Genomic DNA, 19,744 nt, shown 5'->3' on the forward strand with positions numbered 1-19,744 from the left:
GGCAAACCACCGCCGCGACGCATTTCCGATTGTTCAAAAACAATTCTCGGTGAGAGGTCAGGCGGCCTTCTTCTTCGCCAGCCGCGCCTTGATCGAGGCGACGTCGGCGCGCGGCGTCGCGGCGAACAGCGTCCTGGTGTAGTTGTGCTTGGGGTCGGCGAAGACCTCCTCGCGCGAGCCGTATTCGACGGCTTCGCCGAAATACATCACCATCACATCGTCGGCGATGTAGCGCACGACCGACAGATCGTGGCTGATGAAGACATAGGTCAGCTGGAATTCGTCCTGCAGGTCGGCGAGCAGGTTGAGCACCTGCGCCTGCACCGAAAGATCGAGCGCGGAGACCGGTTCGTCAAGCACCAGCAGGCTCGGGTTCAGCATCAGCGCGCGGGCAATGGCGATGCGCTGGCGCTGGCCGCCCGAGAACATGTGAGGATAGCGATTGTAGTGCTCGGTTCCGAGGCCGACTTTCTTCAGCATCCTCATGGCGAGGTCGCGCCGCTCTTCGGCCGGCTTGTCGGTGTTGATGAGCAGCGGCTCGCCCAGCACATCGCCGATCTTTTGGCGCGGATTGAGCGATCCGTAAGGGTTCTGGAAGACGATCTGCACCTTGCGGCGCATCTCCCTGGTCAGGCCGTTCCTTGCGATGTCGACCTTGTTGCCGTCGATGAACAGTTCGCCCGACGTTGCCGGATCGATCAGCGTGATGATGCGCGCCAGCGTTGACTTGCCGCAGCCCGATTCACCGACGATGGCCAGCGTCTTGCCCTTGTCGACGCTGAACGAGACGCCCTTGACCGCATGCAAGGTGCGCGCGCCGCGAAACAGGCCGCCGCCGACGTGATAGTCGCGCACGATGTCCTTGCCTTCGACGACCTTGATGCTCATCAGACGCCCCCGGCAGCTGGTTCGAACAGCATGTCCGAGACGGTCGGCAGCCGGTCGCCGACGGCATTATCCGGCAGCGCCGACAACAGCGCGCGGGTGTAATTGCTCTTCGGCGATTCAAACAGCGACAGCACGTCGGCCTCTTCCATCTTGCGGCCCTTGTACTGGACGATGACGCGGTCGGCCGTCTCGGCGACCACGCCCATATTGTGGGTGATCATGATCAGGCCCATGCCGTATTTAACCTGCAGCGACACGAGCAGGTCGAGGATCTGCTTCTGGATGGTGACGTCGAGCGCGGTGGTCGGCTCGTCGGCGATCAGAAGCTTCGGATTGCAGGCGATGGCGATGGCGATCATCACGCGCTGGCACTGGCCGCCCGACATCTGGTGCGGAAACGAGTTCAGCCGTTCGGCCGGCTCGGCAATGCCGACCTGCGTCAGCAATTCGATGGCGCGCTCGCGACGCTGGGCCTTGTCCATGCCCATATGGAAGCGCAGCACCTCCTCGATCTGAAAGCCGACGGTGAAGCACGGATTGAGACTGGCCATCGGCTCCTGGAAGATCATCGACATGTCCTTGCCGACGATCTTGCGCCGGTCGGCCGGGCTCATCTTCAGGAGATCGCGGCCGTTGAAGCTCATCTCGTCGGCAGTGACCGTCGCCGTCCACGGCAACAGCCCCATCACAGCCAGCATCGACACCGACTTGCCGGAGCCGGATTCGCCGACGATGGCCAGCACTTCACGTTCGTTCACATGGAGCGAGACGCCATCGACCGCGCGGAACGGGCCGGATGCGGTCTGGAACTCGACGACGAGATTGCGGATGTCGAGCAGCGCCATTACGACCTCCTCAGCTTCGGATCGAGCGCATCGCGCAGACCGTCGCCGATCAGGTTGATGGCAAGCACGGTGATGAGGATGGCCAGACCGGGGAAGGTCACCACCCACCAGGCGCGCAGGATGAATTCACGCGCCGAGGCGAGCATGGTTCCCCATTCCGGTGTCGGCGGCTGGGCGCCAAGGCCGAGAAAGCCGAGAGCGGCCGCCTCCAGGATGGCGTTGGAGAAGGACAGCGTGCCCTGGACGATCAGCGGCGCCAGGCAGTTGGGCAGGATGGTGCGCAGCATAAGCCTTATATGGCCGGCGCCGGCGACCTTGGCGGCGACCACATATTCGCGGCTCTTTTCGGCCATGACGGCAGCGCGCACCAGACGGGCAAAGTGGGGTTGCAGGACAAGCGCGATGGCCAGCATGGCGTTGAACAGGCCGGGGCCGAGGATGGTGACCAGAACCAGCGCCAAGAGCAGCGACGGGAAGGACAGGATCAGATCCATGACCCGCATGATCGCCACGTCGACCCAGCCCCGGAAATAGCCGGCCAAAAGGCCCAGCGTGATGCCGCCGACAAGCGCCAGCGTGACCACGACGGCGCCGATGAGCAGCGAGAAACGCGCGCCATAGAGCAGGCGCGAGAGCATGTCGCGGCCGACGGCGTCGGTGCCAAGCAGATATTCCATGCTGCCGCCTGCCTGCCAGGCCGGCGGACGCAGGAAAGCTGTCTTGTCCTGGATGTCGGGCGCATAGGGTGCCAGCAGCGGTGCAAAGAGCGCGGCCAGCACCAAAAGGATGAAGACGAACAGGCCGATGACGGCGCCGCGGTTTACCGAGAAATAGTGCCAGAAGGTCCTGAAGCCGGTCAGACGGTCAGGGTTGCCGGCGGCCATCGGGGCGATTTCGGTCGACTGGCTCATCACGCCGCCCTGATGCGCGGGTTGATGACGGCATAAAGCACGTCGACAATCAGGTTCACCGCCATGACGATAAGGGCGATCAACAGCAAGCCTGACTGCACGACGACATAGTCGCGCTTGGATATGGATTCGACCATCCACTTGCCGATGCCCGGCCAGGCGAAGATGGTTTCTGTGAGAATGGCGCCGGCGAGCAGGGTACTGACCTGCAGGCCGATGGTGGTGACCACAGGGATCAGCGCATTGCGCAGCGCATGCACGCCGATGACGCGGGACGACGACAGGCCCTTGGCGCGGGCGGTCCGCACATAGTCTTCGCCCAGCACTTCGAGCATGGCCGAGCGCGTCTGGCGCGCGATCACCGCCAGCGGGATGGTGCCGAGCACAATTGTCGGCAGCACCAGGTGACTCAATGCCGAGCGGAAAGCATCCCACTTGCCGTAGAGCAGGCTGTCGAGGGTCAGGAAGCCGGTGATCGGCTTGATAAAGAACTGAAGGCCGATGCGGCCTGAAACCGGGGTCCAGCCGAGATAGCCGGAGAAAAAGATGATCAGCAGCAGGCCCCACCAGAAGATCGGCATGGAATAGCCGACGAGGGCGGTGCCCATAAGCCCCTGGTCGAACCAGGAGCCGCGTTTGACCGCAGCAATGATGCCGGCCGGGATGGCCAGCACCATGGCGAAGATCATGGCGAAGACTGAGAGCTCGATGGTTGCCGGGAAGAGCGTCATGAAATCTTCGATGACCGGCCGCTTGGACGAAATCGACACGCCGAAATTACCGGTCGCGGCATCGCGAACATAATGCGCGTATTGCTGCCAGATCGGCAAATTGTAGCCGAACTGTTCCTTCAGTTCCGCGTAACGCTCGGGCGACACGCCATGCTCGCCGGCCATGGCAAGAATGGGATCGCCGGGCAGCAGCCTGACGAAAGCGAAGGCGCAGATGGTGATGCCGATCAGCGTCGGCAGCACCAAGACGATTTTGTTTAGGAGATATCGGAGCATCTTGAAAAGCGGGCGGCGCCTGATTGCGCGCCGCCCGCCTAACAGTTCTATTCGGCCTTGTCGACGCCGTCGAAGCGATGAATGCCGAGCGGGTCCATCATGAAGCCGCTGACATTCTTGCGCACGACTGCGTAAACCTGGCTGTGTGCCATGAGGAAGGCCGGAGCCTGCTTCTGGAAGACAACCTGCGCCTCTTCATAGAGCTTGGTGCGTTCGGCCTGGTCGCTGGTCTTCTTGGCCTTCTGGATCAGATCCTCGAAGTCCTTGTCGCACCAGCTGGAGTAGTTCGACACGCCGATGGCCGAGCAGGCGAACAGCGTGGCGAAGAAATTGTCCGGATCGCCATTGTCACCGGTCCAGCCGATCTGGAAGGCGCCCGGGCGTTCCTTCTTCTTGCCTTCTTCGCGGTACTTCGTCCACTCGTAGCTGACGATTTCCGCCTTGACGCCGACCTTGGCCCAGTCAGCCTGGATCAGTTCGGCGGCGCGCTGGAAGTTCGGGTTGTAGGGACGGACGCGGTCGGAGGCCCAAAGCTGGATCTCCTTCAATCCGGCATCGGCCAGCACCTTCTTGGCGGCTTCCGGATCATAGGCGTCGGACTTCACGTCCTTGTTCCACGACCACATGGTCGGCGGGATCAGGTTTACGGCCGGCGTGGCGCCAGCGTCCTGGAACAGCGACTTGATGAGCGATTCCCGATCGATCGCCTGGTTGAGCGCATGGCGCACTTCAGGCTTGTCGAGCGGCGGGATGGTGGTGTTGTAGCTCATATAGCCGATGTTGAGGCCAGCCTGATCCATCAGGGTCACGTCGGCGTTGGCCTTGATCGTGCCGATGTCGGCAGGATTCGGATAGGGCGCGATATCGCATTCGCCGGCGAGCACCTTCTGGATGCGGGCGGTGGCGTCAGGCGTGATCGCGAAGACGAGGTCGTCGATCTTTTCCTTGCCCTTGAAGTAGTCCGGGTTGGCCGCATAGCGGATGACCGAATCCAGCTGGTAGTCGACGAACTGGAACGGACCTGTACCGACCGGCTTGGTCGAGAAGTCGGCCATCTTGCCGTCTTTTTCCAGCTGGTCGGCATATTCCTTCGACACGATCGAGGCGAAGTCCATGCCGAGATTGGCCAGCATCGGCGCGTTCGGCTCGGTCAGCGTCAGCTTCACGGTCAGGTCATCGACCTTTTCCCACTTGGCAACGTATTTCGGCATGTCCATGCCGGTGTAGTAGTCCCAGGTCAGGTTCGGCAGGTACTTCTCGCCGTTCCAGGGGTTTTCCTTGTTGAACTGGCGATCGAACGAAAAGACGACGTCGTCGGCATTGAAATCACGCGTCGGCTTGAAGAAATCCGTCGTCTGGAACTTCACGCCCGGATGCAGGTGGAAAGTATAGACCAGGCCGTCGTCCGAAATCTCCCATTTGTCGGCGAGACCGGGCACAACTTCGGTGCCGCCATGCTTGAACTCGACCAGGCGCGAATAGACGGTGCGCGACGAGGCGTCGAAGTCGTTGCCGCCCGTCGTGGTACCCGGGTCGAAGTTGGCCGGCGAGGCCTCCGAGCAATAGACCAGCGTCTTGGCATTGGCCACACCGCCGAGGACGCTTGCAGCCAGCAACGCGGCTGCAAAAGTCAGTTTCTTTTTCATTGAGCACTCCCTGATGTTCTTCCAAGCCCCTCTATAGGCTCGCGAAGCGCGCATATAAGCACCGTTTTTCCGGCTTTGGAACACCCTGTTTGCCTACCCCACCGTAAGCAGAAAATATTTCTCGGTCTTTGACGAACTACAGAAAGAAGTAGCAAAATCTGCTAATCACGGGATTGTTAACGACCGCATTTTTTCGTTTATCGCCCCTATCTTGAGCACAAAAATCCACAAGGGCGGGCTTCGCCACCGACACGACAGGATGGCATTGCCGAGCCGGCGTCGCGGGGAGGATTTCGACGACAAATCTTTGCCGTCCTGCCGCTGGGGCAAGACTTGCACGGCCGCCGATAGTCGCAATAGATAGGTGACACGCTGGATTTTCCGGGAATCCGCGACATCGCTGCAGCGGAGGACGCCTCACCACATCGAGGCGGCGCAGCAGGAGCAGGCAACAGAACGACCGAGGGAGGCTAGAGGTGGCGAAAGCAACAAAGACAACGGCCCCGGCGATAGCAAAAGCGGCGAAAGCTTCAAAACCGGCCGCCGCTGCCGCCAAGTCGAAAGCGCCACCGGCCAAAGCCACTCCCGCCGTCAAGCCGACGGCAATCTCGACGCCGGCGAAGGCAAGCGCCAAGCCGGCGGCGAAACCTGTGGTCAAGCGCGCCGCGAAGACAGCACCCGCTGCCATGCCCGCCCAGCCGCCAGCCGCCAAGACAGCCGCGGCGAAGCCCGCCTCGAAGCCGTCGCCGGGCGCGGCCAAAAAACTGCCGAATACGCTGACGGCGCTTGCCGCGGGCTTGCCGGAAAAGCCATGGCTAAAAAGCTATTCGAAAGTGGTGCCGGCGGAGATCGGCGCCCTGCCCTACAGTTCGATCGGCGACTTCCTCGTCGGCGCCTGCAAGCAGTTTTCCGGCCAGCCGGCATACGTCTGCATGGGCAAGTCGATCTCCTATGCCGAACTCGAGCGGCAATCGGCCGCCTTCGGCGCTTATCTGCAATCGAAGGGCCTGCAGAAAGGCGCACGCGTGGCGCTGATGATGCCCAATGTGCTGCAATATCCGGTGGCGATGATGGCCGTGCTTCGCGCCGGCTATGTCGTGGTGAACATCAATCCGCTCTACACGCCGCGCGAGCTCGAACATCAGCTCAAGGATTCCGGCGCGCAGGCGATCGTCATTCTGGAGAATTTCGCCAGCACCCTGGACGCGGTGATTGCCAGGACGGCGGTGAAGCATGTGGTGGTCGCGGCGATGGGCGACATGCTCGGCGGCCTCAAGGGCACGATCGTCAACCTGGTCGTGCGCCGGGTGAAAAAGATGGTGCCGGCCTGGTCGCTGCCCGGCCATGTCAAGTTCAATGCGGCGGTGAAGGCCGGCGCCGGCATCGCCTTCAAGCCGGCCAAGATGGAAGCCAGCGACGTCGCCTTCCTGCAATATACAGGCGGCACCACGGGGATTTCCAAAGGTGCTGTGCTGCTGCACTCCAATGTGCTGTCCAATGTCGCGCAGAACACGCTGTGGCTGCAGGACGCCTATGCGATCAAGCCGAAACCGGCGCATCTCAACTTCATTTGCGCACTGCCGCTCTACCATATCTTCGCGCTGACGGTGAACGCGCTGATGGGCATGCAGCAGGGCGCCCAGAACGTGCTCGTTCCCAACCCGCGCGACATTCCCGGCTTCGTCAAGGAGCTGCAGAAATACCCGATGCACATTTTCCCCGGCCTCAACACGCTGTTCAACGCGCTGCTCAACAACGAGGATTTCCGCAAGCTCGACTTCAAGCCGCTGATCATGACGCTGGGTGGCGGCATGGCGGTGCAGAAGGGGGTGGCCGAGCGCTGGAAGGCGCTGACCGGCAATTCGATCACCGAGGGCTACGGGCTGTCGGAGACCTCGCCGGTGGCCACCGCCAACAAGTTCAGCGATAGCAATTTCACCGGCACGATCGGCCTACCGCTGCCGTCGACCGAGATCGTCATCCGCGACGATGACGGCAACAACCTGCCGCTGGGCGAAGTCGGCGAGATCTGCATCCGCGGGCCACAAGTCATGGCCGGTTACTGGAACCGGCCGGACGAGACCGCCAAGGTGATGACCAAGGACGGCTTCTTCAAATCCGGCGACATGGGCTTCATGGACGAGCGCGGCTACACCAAGATCGTCGACCGCAAGAAGGACATGATCCTGGTCTCCGGCTTCAACGTCTATCCCAACGAACTCGAGGAAGTCGTCGCCCAGCATCCGGGCGTGCTCGAAGTGGCGGCGGTCGGCGTGCCGGACGAGCATTCGGGCGAAGTGCCGAAGCTGTTCATCGTCAAGAAGGATCCGGCGCTGACCGTTGAGGCAATCACTGCGTATTGTCGCGAAAACCTGACCGGCTACAAGCGGCCGAAATACATCGAGTTCAGGACCGAACTGCCGAAGACGCCGGTGGGCAAGATTTTGCGCCGGGCGCTGCGGGAATAGTTTGAACGGCGAGCCAAGCGACGGCGGGATGGCGGACGATAGTCGGCGTCCCGATGCAGTAGTGTTCATCAAGGCGAACCTGCGGCTTGCGCCCGTTCCCGCCCTTCGTGAAATCCAGCTCTATACGGCTCATCCCGGCAGCGGCCTGAGGCGGCTTGTCGAGTGGCGAGCTTATGGACCGGAAGACGGCAGCCAAACCGAGCAGCACGAAGCTGAGCCGCAGCCGCCCTACTGGGCCTATGCCTGGGCCGGCGGCGCCGTGCTTGCGCGCTATATACTCGACCATCCGCAAAGCGTGGCCGGTAGCCGCGTGCTCGACCTCGGCGCCGGCTCGGGCCTCGTCGGCATCGCCGCCGCCAAGGCCGGCGCCAGCGCGGTGATCGCGGCGGAGATCGATCGCAACGGCGTCGCCGCGATCGGCCTCAACGCGTTGGCCAACGGCGTCGAGATCACCATTGTCGACCAGGATATCACGACGGGCCCGCCGCCAGCGGTCGACCTCGTGCTTGCCGGCGACGTGTTCTACGGCCGCGAGGTTGCTCTGCGGATGATCCCGTTCCTCGACCGCTGCCTGGCAGCCGGCATCGAGGTGCTGGTCGGCGATCCCCGCCGCGCCGATCTGCCGCTGTCGCGGCTACGATTGGTTGCGGAATATCAAGTGCCGGACTTCGGTGACGCGAAGGGCGCTGCGGGCAGGCTGAGCGGTGTGTTTTGGTTCGAGCCGGAAGATTTGCTAGCGCGACGCGGCAAAGCCCAGTCGCTCTGAATGGCCGGATTCTACTCATTGTGGACAAACCTCAAGGGGCAGAAAATAGATTCGATTAGCCGTTGATAGGAGAAGTCGAATGGCGTGGATTAAAGTTGTTCAACGTATCGGTTTCACAGTTTGCCCAAAGTGCGAAAATCGCGGCTTCGACCTTCAGCCGGGCGAAGACATCGATAACGCAAGCGCCAAGATCAGGTGCGGCAAATGCGGGTACGTTTGCTCTGCTGATGAGTGGCCCACTGTGTCCGAAAACAAACCAGAAGCTCCATAGTTTTCATGGGCTGCTTCGCCCAACTCGGCCATTGGCGGGAAATCTCGAGTCGAATTGAGTTTGCCCCAGGCCCCCTTCAGACCGTCTCCTTGACCCGCGCCGAGAGAAAGTCTGGCAAGTCGGCAACCGAATCCAGCACGACGTCGGCGATCGCCGACAGCGATTCACGCGTGCCGGTGCCGGAGAGCACGCCGACCGCCAGGCCGCAGCCGCCAGCACGCGCCATCTCCAGGTCGTGGCGGTTGTCGCCGACCATGGCGATCTCGGACGCCTTCAACCCGGTCAGGTCGCAAAAGGCGACGATCGTGTCCGGCGCCGGTTTCGGATTGGCGACCGCGTCATAGCCATAGGCGGCGGTGAACAGCTGGGCGACGCCGAGCGTGACCATGGTCTTTTCGGCACCGGCAGTCGAATCGTTGGTGGCGACGCCGAGCCGGTAGGATCGCTTGTGCAGAGCCGTCAGCGCCGCGACGATGCCGGGCAGGGCCACCGCCATCGATGAGCCTTGCACCGAGGTGATCTCGTTGAAGCGGGCGACGGCCAGCATCTGGTCCTCGTCGGACAGGCGCGGGAACCATAGTTCGACGACATCCATGTTGGTGCCCGAGGCGAAGATGGAATCCGGCTTGAAACGCTTGGCGACAAAATCGAAGCCCGCCGCCGAAAGCAGCCTGTCGGCTTTCCAGCGATCGCCCTCGGCGGCGTCCATGGCCATGAAATCGGCGATGCCGAGCCAGGTCGCGTTGAAATCGACAAGCGTGCCGTCCTTGTCGAACAAGATGCCCTTGATGTCGGCCGGATTTTTCATTGAGCCCCCCGCAGTTGCTGGATGCGCGCCACCAGCCCGACCGTCGATGCGTCGCGCTTGGCGGCGCTCTCCTTGCCTTCCACGACTGGCAACAGGCCGGTCGCCAGCTCCTTGCCGAGCTCGACGCCCCATTGGTCGAAGGAATTGATGTTGAACAGAGTGCCTTCGACGAAGACGCGGTGCTCGTAAAGCGCGATCAGCCGGCCGAAGGTGCGCGGGTCGAGCTTGCGGTAGAGGATCGTCACCGAGGGGCGGTTGCCGGAGAAGACGCGGTGCGGGGCTATTCTGTCGACATCGGCCGGCTTCATGCCCTTGGCCAGCATCTGCGCGCGCGCCTCGTCCAGCGTGCGGCCCTTCATCAACGCTTCCGATTGGGCCAGGCAATTGGCAAGCAGTAGATCGTGTTGGTGCTTGAGATCAGGCTCATGGCCGACGGCAGCGGCAAGGAACTCGACCGGGATGAAATCGGTGCCCTGGTGCAGCAGCTGGAAGAAGGCGTGCTGGCCATTGGTGCCGGGCTCGCCCCAGACCAGCGGTCCGGTCGGCGTCGTCACCGGCGTGCCGTCGAGGGTGACGCCCTTGCCGTTCGATTCCATGTCGAGCTGCTGCAGATAGGCCGGCAGCCTGGAAAGGCGCTGGTCATAAGGGATGACCGCACGCGCCGGATAACCGCAGATCACGCGATGCCACCAGCCGACCAGCCCCAGCAGCGCCGGCAGGTTCTTCTGCAGGGGTGCGGTGCGGAAGTGCTCGTCCATCTCATGCGCGCCATCGAGGAAGGCGCGGAAGTTGCGCGGGCCGATGGCGATCATCACCGGCAGGCCGATGGCGCCCCACAGCGAATAGCGGCCGCCGACCCAGTCCCAGAAGCCGAACACGCGATCCGCTTCGATGCCGAACTTGGAAACCAGGTCGAGCGCGGTCGAGACGGCGGCGAAATGCTTGCCGACTGCTTCCTTGCCGAGCGCCTTCTGCACCCATTCGCGTGCCGTCTCGGCATTGGTCATCGTCTCAACCGTGGTGAAGGTCTTCGAGGCGATGATGAACAGGGTGGTTTCGGCCGACAGGCCCTTCAGCGTGTCGTGGATATGGGCGCCGTCGATGTTGGAGACGTAGTGCGCGCGCGGGCCGTCGTGATAGGGCGCCAGCGCCAGCGTCGCCATGGCCGGGCCGAGATCGGAGCCGCCAATGCCGATGTTGACGATGTCGGTGATTTTCTTGCCGGTGGCGCCGGCGGCCTTGCCGGAGCGAATGGCATCGGCGAAAGCGCCCATGGCGTCGAGCACGGACAGCACATCCGCCTTGACGTCCTGGCCATCGACCGTGACGCCCTTGCCCGAGAGGTTCCGTAGCGCCGTGTGCAGCACGGCGCGATCCTCGGTGATGTTGATCTTCTTGCCGGAAAACATTGCGGCCCGGCGACCTTCGAGATCGGCGGCGGCGGCGAGCTTCTCGAGCAGTTCCATCGTGCGCTGGTCGACCGCGCATTTCGACCAGTCGAGCAAAAGGTCGCCGTCGCTGGCCGAAAATGTCTCGAAGCGCTTGGGGTCCGCGGCAAACGCCTCGCGCATCGTGCCCGATGCCGCCGCGCGCGCAGCACGCAAGGCGACAAGCTGTTTGTCGAAGGAGGAATGATCCACTGCCGGCTCCTGATCGTTTTTCACGACATCTTATCAGACCGGATGTTTCCGGCGCGTGTCGTCGCGCTGATCTTATTGAGCCGAATTCCCCATGTTTCAATGCGTGGGGATGACGCAGTGCAGCATAGTGCGATGTGATGGAGCTACGACGCTGCGCGTCGCGCTGGATGATGTGATGGGAGTAGCGACGACGCTTCGCATCGCGCTGGGAATAATGAGGCGCGACGACGCTGCGCGTCGCGCGGGCGTCGCGCTGCGGGATGACGCAAGCGTCACCCGGGGATGCGACGACGCTGCGCGTCGCGCATAGATCACTGGCATAAATCCCAGCGATCAGAAAAATTGATTGGCGCAACCCCTTGTGCCACGGTTACCTTCCGCTGGTCCAGCCAAGCAAAAAAGACTGGCCATCGAGGAACACCTTCCATGCCACAGCGTAACGACACGGCCATATGGTCCGGCCTGTTCCGGATTTCGGCGGAATCGGGCCAGACCCTGCAGGCGCAGATCCGTCAGGCGATCGTCGCCGCCATTCTCGACCGGCAGATCGCCGCTTCGATGCCGCTTCCGTCCTGCCGCATCCTGGCTGAAAAACTCGGCGTCGCACGCGGCACTGTGGTGCTGGCGTTCCAGCAATTGGTCGACCAAGGTTTCCTGGTGGCGCGCGAACGGCGCGGCCATTTCGTCAATCCGGATGTGCTGGCCACCCCCGCCAAGCCGCACCAGAAGGCGCCGGACCAGCAAAACGAGATCGACTGGAAGGCACGAAGGCAGATCGCCGCCAGCGACATGCCGCCACCGGCCAAGCACGACAACTGGATCAAGTCCTCCTACCCCTTCGTCTACGGCCAGTTCGACCCGGCGCTGTTCCCGACAGCCGAGTGGCGTGAGTGCAACCGCATGGCGCTGGCCGTGCTCGAAATCCGCAACTGGGCCTCCGACATGGTCGATCGCGACGATCCGCTCTTGATCGAGCAGATCCAGGCGCGGCTGTTGCCGCGGCGCGGCATCTTCGCCAATCCGGACGAGATCATCGTTACGCTGGGCGCCCAGAACGCGCTCTATATGCTGGCGACACTGCTGATGACAAAGGGCTCCAAGGTCGCGATGGAAGACCCGGGATACCCCGACGCGCGCTCGATCTTCCGCCTGGCAGGCGCCGAAATCCAGCCGGTTCCGGTCGATCAGTCCGGCATCGTCACCTCGTCCATCCCCAACGATTCCGGCTTTGTCTTCGTCACCCCCAGCCACCATTGCCCGACCATGGTGCCGCTGTCGGCAGAGCGGCGGCAGGACCTTCTGGCGCGCGCCAACCGCCACAACCAGATCATCATCGAGGACGGCTATGACAGCCAGCTTCTCGACGAGGCGCCGCAGCAGGCGCTGAAGAGCCTCGATCGCTCGGGTCGCGTCGTCTATGTCGGCTCGATGTCGAAGACGCTGGCTCCGGGCCTGCGGCTTGGCTACATCGTCGCTTCGGCTGGACTAATCTCCGAGCTTAGGGCGCTGCGCCGCTTCATGCTCAGGCACCCGCCGGCCAACAACCAGCGCGCGGTAGCGCTGTTCCTGTCGCTCGGCCATCACGAGGCGCTGGTGCGGCGGCTGTCGTCGGCCTTCGACGAGCGGCGCAAGCGTCTGGTCCATGCGATTTCCGCATTCCTGCCGGAATGGCGCTCGACCGATTCGGCCGGCGGCACATCGCTCTGGCTGGAAGGCCCGCGCGGCACCGATTCACGTGGACTGGCCGAGGCCGCGGCCTCGCGCAGCGTCATCATCGAGCCGGGCGACCGCTTCTTCGATCGCACCGAAAAGCCGTCGCGTTTCATGCGCTTGGGCATTTCCTCGATCGCACTGCAGCACATCGAGCCGGGTATTCGCGAGCTCGCGACCGCAGCCGGACGCAGGCCCGCTGCAGCCTGATTTGCCTGTGCCGGGGCTTTGAACAGCCCGGCCCTTGGCATGATCACCAACATTCTGCATTAGCTCTCTGGCATACTCGGCTGCGTTGACTGGCCCATAGGCTGGGCCAATGGCAACGGCATAGTCGGCTGACAGAGGGACGAAGCAGGCCGACGGTGGACCAATCACCGCGTCGTGTTTCGCAAGCTAAAGGTGGAGTGCCCCCCATGTCAGCGGCTGTTGAGCAGCAGGATGCGGCTCTTAAGGATGCGGCTCCTAAAGATACATCAGCCGACCAGCGTTCGCGACGATCCGGCGGGCGCGAAGCGCGCCGCGCCATGCGGGCAGCACCTTTGGCCGACGACATCAGGCCGGTACGTGCCGGGCTTGAAGGCGGCAGTTACGGCCCGCTCAACCGGAACGACCAGGAGCGCATCCATGAAGCGGTGCTGACGCTGCTGGAGACCGTCGGCTTCGCCAATGCCATTCCCTCCTGCGTCGAGGCGCTGACCGGGGTCGGCGCCGTTTACGGCGATGACGGCCGCGTCCGTTTCCCACGCGGGCTTGTGATGGACACGATCAGACGAGCCGCGCGAAATTTTACGCTGCACGGCCAGGACCCCAGGCATGACATGCTGATCCAGGGCAAGCGCGTGCATTACGGCACGGCGGGTGCGGCGGTGCATCTGGTCGATGTCGAAAAGCGCGAATACCGCGAGTCGCTGGTGCAGGACATTTATGATGCCGCTCGCCTCGTCGAAGGGCTCGACAACATCCATTTCTTCCAGCGGCCGATGGTGCCGCGCGACATTCCCGATCCGCTCGAAATGGACTTCAACACGCTCTACGCCTGCGTGATGGGCACGTCGAAGCATGTCGGCACCTCGTTCACGGTGCGCGAGAACGTGCAGCCGGCGCTGGAAATGCTTTATGCGATCGCCGGCGGCGAGGAGAACTTTCGCGCCCGGCCGTTCGTGTCAAACTCCAATTGCTTCGTCGTGCCGCCGATGAAGTTTGCCGAGGACGCCTGCGGCGTGCTCGAAGCCTGTGTCGACGGCGGCATCCCGATCCTGCTTCTATCGGCCGGCCAGGCCGGCGCCACCGCTCCCGCGGCGATTGCCGGCGCTGTGGTGCAAGCGGTGGCCGAAGTGCTGGTCGGCCTCATCTACGTCAACGCCATCAAGCCCGGGCATCCGGCGATCTTCGGCACCTGGCCGTTCGTCTCCGACCTGAGGACCGGCGCCATGTCGGGCGGCTCGGCCGAGCAGGCAGTACTGACTTCGGCCTGCGCGCAGATGGCGCAGTTCTACGACCTGCCGGGCGGCTCGGCCGCCGGCATGACGGATTCGAAACTGCCCGACATCCAGTCCGGCTATGAAAAGGGGATCACCGACGTGATGGCCGGTCTTGCCGGCCTCAATCTGGTCTATGAATCGGCGGGCATGCACGCCTCGCTGCTCGGCTTTTGCCTGGAGAGCCTGATCATAGACAATGACATGCTGGGCCACTGCCTGCGCTGCGTGCGGGGCATCGAAGTGACCGACGAAGCGCTGTCGATCGACACCATCACCGAAGTCTGCATGAATGGCCCAGGCCACTATCTCGGCAACGAGCAGACGCTGCGCCTGATGCAGACCGAGTATTTTTATCCGGCCGTCGGCGACCGCTTTTCGCCCAAGGAATGGAACGAGAAGGGCCGGCCCGACATCTTGCAGCGGGCGATCATCGAAAAGAAGCGCGTGCTTGCCGAGCGCTTCCCGCGCCATGTGCCGAAGCTGCTAGACGACAAATTGCGCGCCCGCTTCGGCGAGATGATCAAGCTGCCACGCAGCGGCATGGGCGGGTAAGCTTCACCTTACGAAGGTCAGTCCGCACTTAGCCCAAAGCGCTCGACGACTTCGGCGCTGATCAGCTTGCCATGCAGCGCCATCAGCACGATCTGGGCATCCAGGCTGTCACCGGTTTCAAGCGCTGCCTCGATGCGGCGCTCAGCGTCCAGCCCCCGCTCCGGCCCATTGGCCTGCTCAAAGGTTTGTGGGCCTGCGATGCAATAACCAAACAGCTGCGCCACGGACCGATAAGCCTCTGGCGGGGGCTCGTCCGGCCAGTGATCCTTCATCAGATTGACGATGGTGAGCTTTACTCCCTCTGGCACCAGTGCCGGGTGAAGGTCGGCGCCGCGCAGCGCGTTGTCCAGTTCCCGCAAGTCACCCGAGCGGCCGAACATGCCGAGGAAACCGAGGGAAGAGCGCCGTTTAGTCACGTTGATACTTTCCGTCCGATAGCCGACCACTCATATGGGAATGTAGGATCGTTTTTCATCGCCTTTCCGGAGTCTCAGGCAAACCAGGCGTCGAGCCCGAATTCCCGCTGCAACAGGTCTTCCGCACTTTCCAGCGCGCCCTCGATCCAGCCGTGATTGTTGGACCACGCTTCGCCACAGACATGAATGCCCGGAGCGAGCGTATGGCTCGCCAGTTTTATACCGGAGATATCTATGCCACGGTCCCAGACATGCGACGCGCCGCCATAGGCCGGCGCACCCCAATCCTGCGCAAACCCGCCGATGGGTTTCGAGATGGCGCCGTGTTTGCCATGGACTTCGACCATCTGGCCGTGAAAGGCCTCGAGCGCGGAATGTCCCTCGGCCAAAACCGCAAAGCCGTGGCGCCGAGCGAGCTCAGGCAGCAGTGAGCGCCAGAATACCATGTGCTTGCCATCGCAATAGGCCATGGCGACGCTCCGACGAATCGTCGCGTCGCGAGCGTCCGCTTTTGTGAACTGCCATATCTGGCGAGCCGGCAGATCGGTCACGCTGTGGCCGGCCGCGATGCCGTTTCGAGCCCACCACGGGCTGGCATAGCAGGCGGCCAGCGTGAGCATCGGCCAGGGTTCCGGTGCCGGCAGATCGCTGGGCTGCTCGATGCCGGACTTTTCCAGCAGGGTCCGCAGGGGGCGGACCGGTAACGCCAGCACGACCTTGCGCGCCTCGACCGTCCCGCCCTGCCCCTCGACAGACAAGACCATCCCTTGCGCCGAGCGGGCGATGGCGGTCACGGTGTGATCGAGATGGACGGCGCCGCCGCTGACAGCGATCCGCCCGGCCATTCGCTCCGCAACCGGCTGGAACCCGCCATCGGGGGAACAATAGGAGCGGCCGCCGCTCAGCTCGCCGAGCGCAAGCCTGAACGTCTCGGCGGCGTTGGGTCCACGCAGGAGCAACGAATAGCCCACCGCGTCCTCGGCAAAAGCCATTTCCTCCGGGGTCAAGACCGTCGCCAGCACATCCCAAGTCGCCCAATCCGCCAGCTTGCGGCCGCGATAAACGAAGCCTGCGGCGCCGTTCCATTCGGCGCTGCCGAAGGCCTCCGAACCCGGCAGGATCAGTGCTGCCGCCTTTCGCAGCAGGCGGGACGGGCCTTTTTCCTGCAGCCGACGCGTCACGTCATAGGCAAACAGGCGGCGCGGCGCAAAGCGCGATATAGCGGCGTAGGGCAGGCTCCTACCGCGCAGATGGAGCCGGTTGGCGCCGGTGACGACGTCCATACCCGACAGCTTTACATCCAGCGTCGCCATGAGTTTTTTGAGCAGCCGATGTTGCGGCATCAGCATCATCGCGCCGAGATCGATGCCGAAGTTCGGCTCTCCGGGAAATGAGACCGTGGAGGCCCGACCGCCGACGCGACCGGCGGATTCGAAAACAGCGATCCTTGCGGGCTTTTCACTTTGGGACAAGCGCCACGCCAGGAAGAGACCGGCCATGCCCGCGCCGACAATAGCAATGTCGACCGGGGCAATGTCGATCGGGCTAGGCGGCAAGGATACGCCCGTGGCGGAAAACCATCATCATGGACGACTCTCTGGACCCCTCTTGATTTCGTGTCAAAAAACCCGAAACTGACGAGGACTGCAATGTCATACTGACAGGTGGGATCAGTTGGCGTGCGAGCAGTGATCTAAACGGGCAACGGGTCCCATGAAGAAACAGTATCACACACCAGTCATCCGCAAGGCAGGACGACTCTCCGGCATTACAGCCATCGCCGCTTCGTCCGGCCCGCCTCCACCCTGAGGCCGCCATCCAAACAAGCTTACGCCAAGGCTTTCATGCCGGCCCGATCAGGCCGGCATTTTCATATCAAGCGGGTGCTCAGTGGTTGTCCCTCGGCACGCCGCTGGTATGGGCGACGTCCTGGTATTTCACCGCCGGCTTCAGCACCATGCCCTCCGAGAACTGGTCGACCATGGAGCGCTGGATCTCCTGCCATGGCGTCTGATGCTTGGGATAATGATAGCCGCCATCGACCTGCAGTTCGGCACGGCGGCGCGTGATTTCCTCGTCGGTGACGAGGATGTTGGCAGTGCCTTTCCGTAAATCGATGCGCACACGGTCGCCGGTCTTGAGCAGCGCCAGGCCGCCGCCAATGGCGGCTTCCGGCGAAGCGTTGAGGATAGAGGGCGAGCCCGATGTGCCCGACTGGCGGCCATCGCCGATGCAGGCCAGCGCGTGAATGCCCTTCTTGATGAGATAGGCGGGCGGCTGCATGTTGACCACCTCGGCGCCGCCGGGATAGCCGATCGGGCCGGCCCCGCGCATGAACAGGATGGTGTGCTCGTCGATGCCTTGCGCCGGATCGTCGATGCGGGCGTGGTAGTCCTCCGGACCGTCAAAGACCATGGCGTTGCCTTCGAAGGCTTCCGGGTCGTTCGGGTTGGAGAGATAGCGCTCGCGGAATTCCGGCGAGATGCCGCTCATCTTCATGATTGCGGAATCGAACAGATTGCCGCTGAGATTGATGAAGCCGGCATTGGCCTTCAGCGGCTCGGCGACGGTGCGGATGACGTCGGTGTTCTCGTTGGCGACACCCTTGCAATTGTCACCGATAGTCTTGCCATTGACGGTCATCGCTTCGGGATAAGGCAGCAGCTTGGCCTTCATCAACTCGGCCACCACAGCCGGCACGCCGCCGGCATGGTGATAGTCTTCGCCGAGATATTCGCCCGATGGCTGCAGATTGACGATGAGCGGCACATGGAGGCCGACCGTCTGCCAGTCGTCATTGGTGAGCGGCACGCCGAGATGACGGGCAATCGCGTTGAGGTGGATCGGGGCATTGGTCGAGCCGCCAATCGCCGAATTGACGACAATGGCGTTCTCGAAGGCCTTGCGCGTCATGATGTCGGACGGCTTCAGATCCTCATGCACCATCTCGACGATGCGCTTGCCGGTCTCATAGGAGATCTGGCCGCGCTCGCGGTAGGGTGCGGGAATGGCGGCCGAACCCGGCAATTGCATGCCGAGCGCCTCTGCCAGCGAGTTCATCGTGGTGGCGGTGCCCATGGTGTTGCAATAGCCGGTCGACGGCGCCGATGAGGCGACGATGTCCATGAACTCGTCATAGTCAATCTCGCCGGCGGAGAGCCGCTGGCGCGATTCCCAGACGATGGTGCCGGATCCCGTGCGCTTGCCTTTGTGCCAGCCATTGAGCATCGGTCCGACCGAAAGTGCTATGGCCGGAATATTGACGGTGGCCGCCGCCATCAGCAGCGCCGGCGTGGTTTTGTCGCAGCCGATGGTCAGTACGACGCCGTCGAGCGGATAGCCGTAAAGCACTTCGACCAGGCCGAGATAGGCAAGGTTGCGGTCCAGTGCCGCGGTCGGGCGCTTGCCGGTCTCCTGGATCGGATGGCACGGGAATTCGAAGGGGATGCCGCCCATCGAGACGATGCCTTCGCGCACGCGCTTGGCGAGTTCGATATGATGGCGGTTGCATGGCGACAGATCCGAGCCGGTCTGGGCGATGCCGATCAGCGGCTTGCCCGACATCAGCTCGGCCCGCGTCAGGCCGTAGTTCAGGTAGCGCTCGAGGTAGAGCGCGGTCATGCCTGGATTGTCGGGATTGTCGAACCACTCCTGCGAGCGAAACTTCTTCTTTCCGGTGGGGGCGCCTGCCATCATGGTCTCCGTATTTGTAAGACAAATCGATATGGCAACGCGCGGAAGCAGGCAAGAGGGCGCACCGTCGCAACCGGACTTTGGTGCGATAGACACAGACCAGACCGTGCGTTAGGCCTTCGAAGTCTGTCCGGGAGGTGTCGATGGCTTTGGTGATCGAAGGCGAGGAACGCATTGCCGCCCCCCTGCAGAAAGTGTGGGACGCGCTGAACGATCCGAAGGTTTTGCAGGCGACCATTCCCGGCTGCCAGCACCTGGAGATGAAATCGCCGACCGAAATGGCGGCGACGGTGGTGTTGAAGATCGGACCGATCAAGGCGACATTCAACGGCGAGGTGACGTTGAAGAACCTGAAGCCGCCGCACTCCTACACCATCCAGGGCGAGGGCAAGGGCGGTATTGCCGGCTTCGCCAAGGGTGGCGCCGACGTGACGCTGACGGCGGACGGGCCGGATGCGACGGTCCTCAAATACGCGGCCAAGGCCGAAGTCGGCGGCAAGATCGCCCAACTCGGCAGCCGGCTGATCGAATCGACTTCGAAGAAGCTGGCCGGGCAGTTTTTTTCAAGCTTTGGCGAGAAGGTGGGCTCCCCTCCCCCTTGAGGGGAGGGTGCCTCGCGAAGCGAGGCGGGTGGGGTCG

Annotated in this window: 15 protein-coding genes; 5 read left to right on the forward strand and 10 right to left on the reverse strand. The window is 62.9% G+C overall.

Translation table 11 applies throughout. The features are described 5' to 3' along the window. Window positions 1-57 precede the first annotated feature (57 nt). The 5 genes from NKJ58_RS17560 to NKJ58_RS17580 are packed head-to-tail and all read right to left on the reverse strand — an operon-like array spanning window position 58 to window position 5,297. Entirely contained in the window at window positions 58-888 is an 831-nt protein-coding gene (locus NKJ58_RS17560; protein WP_023669495.1) for a dipeptide ABC transporter ATP-binding protein, read from the reverse strand. After that, window positions 888-1,733: an ABC transporter ATP-binding protein gene (locus NKJ58_RS17565; protein ID WP_023696764.1), complete on the reverse strand. Its 846-nt coding sequence runs from the start codon at window positions 1,731-1,733 to the stop codon at window positions 888-890. The genes NKJ58_RS17560 and NKJ58_RS17565 overlap by 1 nt, the downstream gene beginning before the upstream one ends. Further along, window positions 1,733-2,617: an ABC transporter permease subunit gene (locus NKJ58_RS17570; protein WP_050485757.1), complete on the reverse strand. Its 885-nt coding sequence runs from the start codon at window positions 2,615-2,617 to the stop codon at window positions 1,733-1,735. The genes NKJ58_RS17565 and NKJ58_RS17570 overlap by 1 nt, the downstream gene beginning before the upstream one ends. A gap of 26 nt (window positions 2,618-2,643) precedes the next feature. After that, the gene (locus tag NKJ58_RS17575) at window positions 2,644-3,651 is read right to left on the reverse strand and encodes an ABC transporter permease subunit (protein ID WP_023669492.1); all 1,008 of its coding nucleotides are present in this window, start codon (window positions 3,649-3,651) and stop codon (window positions 2,644-2,646) included. Between the two features lie 47 nt (window positions 3,652-3,698). Then, complete coding sequence (locus tag NKJ58_RS17580; protein ID WP_023669491.1) at window positions 3,699-5,297, reverse strand: ABC transporter substrate-binding protein; 1,599 nt, start codon at window positions 5,295-5,297, stop codon at window positions 3,699-3,701. Window positions 5,298-5,773: 476 nt separating this feature from the next. Here NKJ58_RS17580 and NKJ58_RS17585 point away from each other — a divergent pair, with 476 nt between their 5' ends. Together NKJ58_RS17585 and NKJ58_RS17590 are read left to right on the forward strand one after the other, a co-directional pair. Next, the gene (locus NKJ58_RS17585; RefSeq protein WP_352853535.1) at window positions 5,774-7,765 is read left to right on the forward strand and encodes a long-chain fatty acid--CoA ligase; all 1,992 of its coding nucleotides are present in this window, start codon (window positions 5,774-5,776) and stop codon (window positions 7,763-7,765) included. 28 nt (window positions 7,766-7,793) lie between these two features. Then, the gene (locus NKJ58_RS17590) at window positions 7,794-8,531 is read left to right on the forward strand and encodes a class I SAM-dependent methyltransferase (protein ID WP_352853537.1); all 738 of its coding nucleotides are present in this window, start codon (window positions 7,794-7,796) and stop codon (window positions 8,529-8,531) included. Between the two features lie 347 nt (window positions 8,532-8,878). On the opposite strand, the gene NKJ58_RS17595 is transcribed toward NKJ58_RS17590, so the two are convergent. Both NKJ58_RS17595 and pgi read right to left on the reverse strand, forming a co-directional pair. Next, on the reverse strand, window positions 8,879-9,610 hold the full coding sequence (locus NKJ58_RS17595; RefSeq protein ID WP_023709202.1) for an HAD family hydrolase: 732 nt from the start codon (window positions 9,608-9,610) through the stop codon (window positions 8,879-8,881). Next, on the reverse strand, window positions 9,607-11,250 hold the full coding sequence (gene pgi / locus NKJ58_RS17600; RefSeq protein ID WP_023731381.1) for a glucose-6-phosphate isomerase: 1,644 nt from the start codon (window positions 11,248-11,250) through the stop codon (window positions 9,607-9,609). The genes NKJ58_RS17595 and pgi overlap by 4 nt, the downstream gene beginning before the upstream one ends. A 426-nt stretch (window positions 11,251-11,676) precedes the next feature. On the opposite strand from pgi, the gene pdxR reads away from it, so the two are divergent. Both pdxR and NKJ58_RS17610 read left to right on the forward strand, forming a co-directional pair. Next, the gene (gene pdxR, locus NKJ58_RS17605) at window positions 11,677-13,170 is read left to right on the forward strand and encodes a MocR-like pyridoxine biosynthesis transcription factor PdxR (protein ID WP_023669484.1); all 1,494 of its coding nucleotides are present in this window, start codon (window positions 11,677-11,679) and stop codon (window positions 13,168-13,170) included. 206 nt (window positions 13,171-13,376) lie between these two features. Beyond that, window positions 13,377-14,996: a trimethylamine methyltransferase family protein gene (locus NKJ58_RS17610; RefSeq protein ID WP_023816158.1), complete on the forward strand. Its 1,620-nt coding sequence runs from the start codon at window positions 13,377-13,379 to the stop codon at window positions 14,994-14,996. Between the two features lie 17 nt (window positions 14,997-15,013). On the opposite strand, the gene NKJ58_RS17615 is transcribed toward NKJ58_RS17610, so the two are convergent. From NKJ58_RS17615 to NKJ58_RS17625, 3 genes are all read right to left on the reverse strand, one after another. Further along, the gene (locus tag NKJ58_RS17615; protein WP_031205750.1) at window positions 15,014-15,412 is read right to left on the reverse strand and encodes a hypothetical protein; all 399 of its coding nucleotides are present in this window, start codon (window positions 15,410-15,412) and stop codon (window positions 15,014-15,016) included. Window positions 15,413-15,486: 74 nt separating this feature from the next. Beyond that, on the reverse strand, window positions 15,487-16,968 hold the full coding sequence (locus NKJ58_RS17620; RefSeq protein WP_023745243.1) for a flavin monoamine oxidase family protein: 1,482 nt from the start codon (window positions 16,966-16,968) through the stop codon (window positions 15,487-15,489). A gap of 331 nt (window positions 16,969-17,299) precedes the next feature. Next, complete coding sequence (locus tag NKJ58_RS17625; protein WP_023806313.1) at window positions 17,300-19,105, reverse strand: IlvD/Edd family dehydratase; 1,806 nt, start codon at window positions 19,103-19,105, stop codon at window positions 17,300-17,302. A gap of 143 nt (window positions 19,106-19,248) precedes the next feature. Here NKJ58_RS17625 and NKJ58_RS17630 point away from each other — a divergent pair, with 143 nt between their 5' ends. Then, entirely contained in the window at window positions 19,249-19,707 is a 459-nt protein-coding gene (locus NKJ58_RS17630; protein ID WP_023696771.1) for an SRPBCC family protein, read from the forward strand. The last annotated feature ends 37 nt before the right edge of the window (window positions 19,708-19,744 follow it).

The organism is Mesorhizobium sp. M0139 (genome assembly GCF_040322455.1).
Taxonomy (GTDB): domain Bacteria; phylum Pseudomonadota; class Alphaproteobacteria; order Rhizobiales; family Rhizobiaceae; genus Mesorhizobium.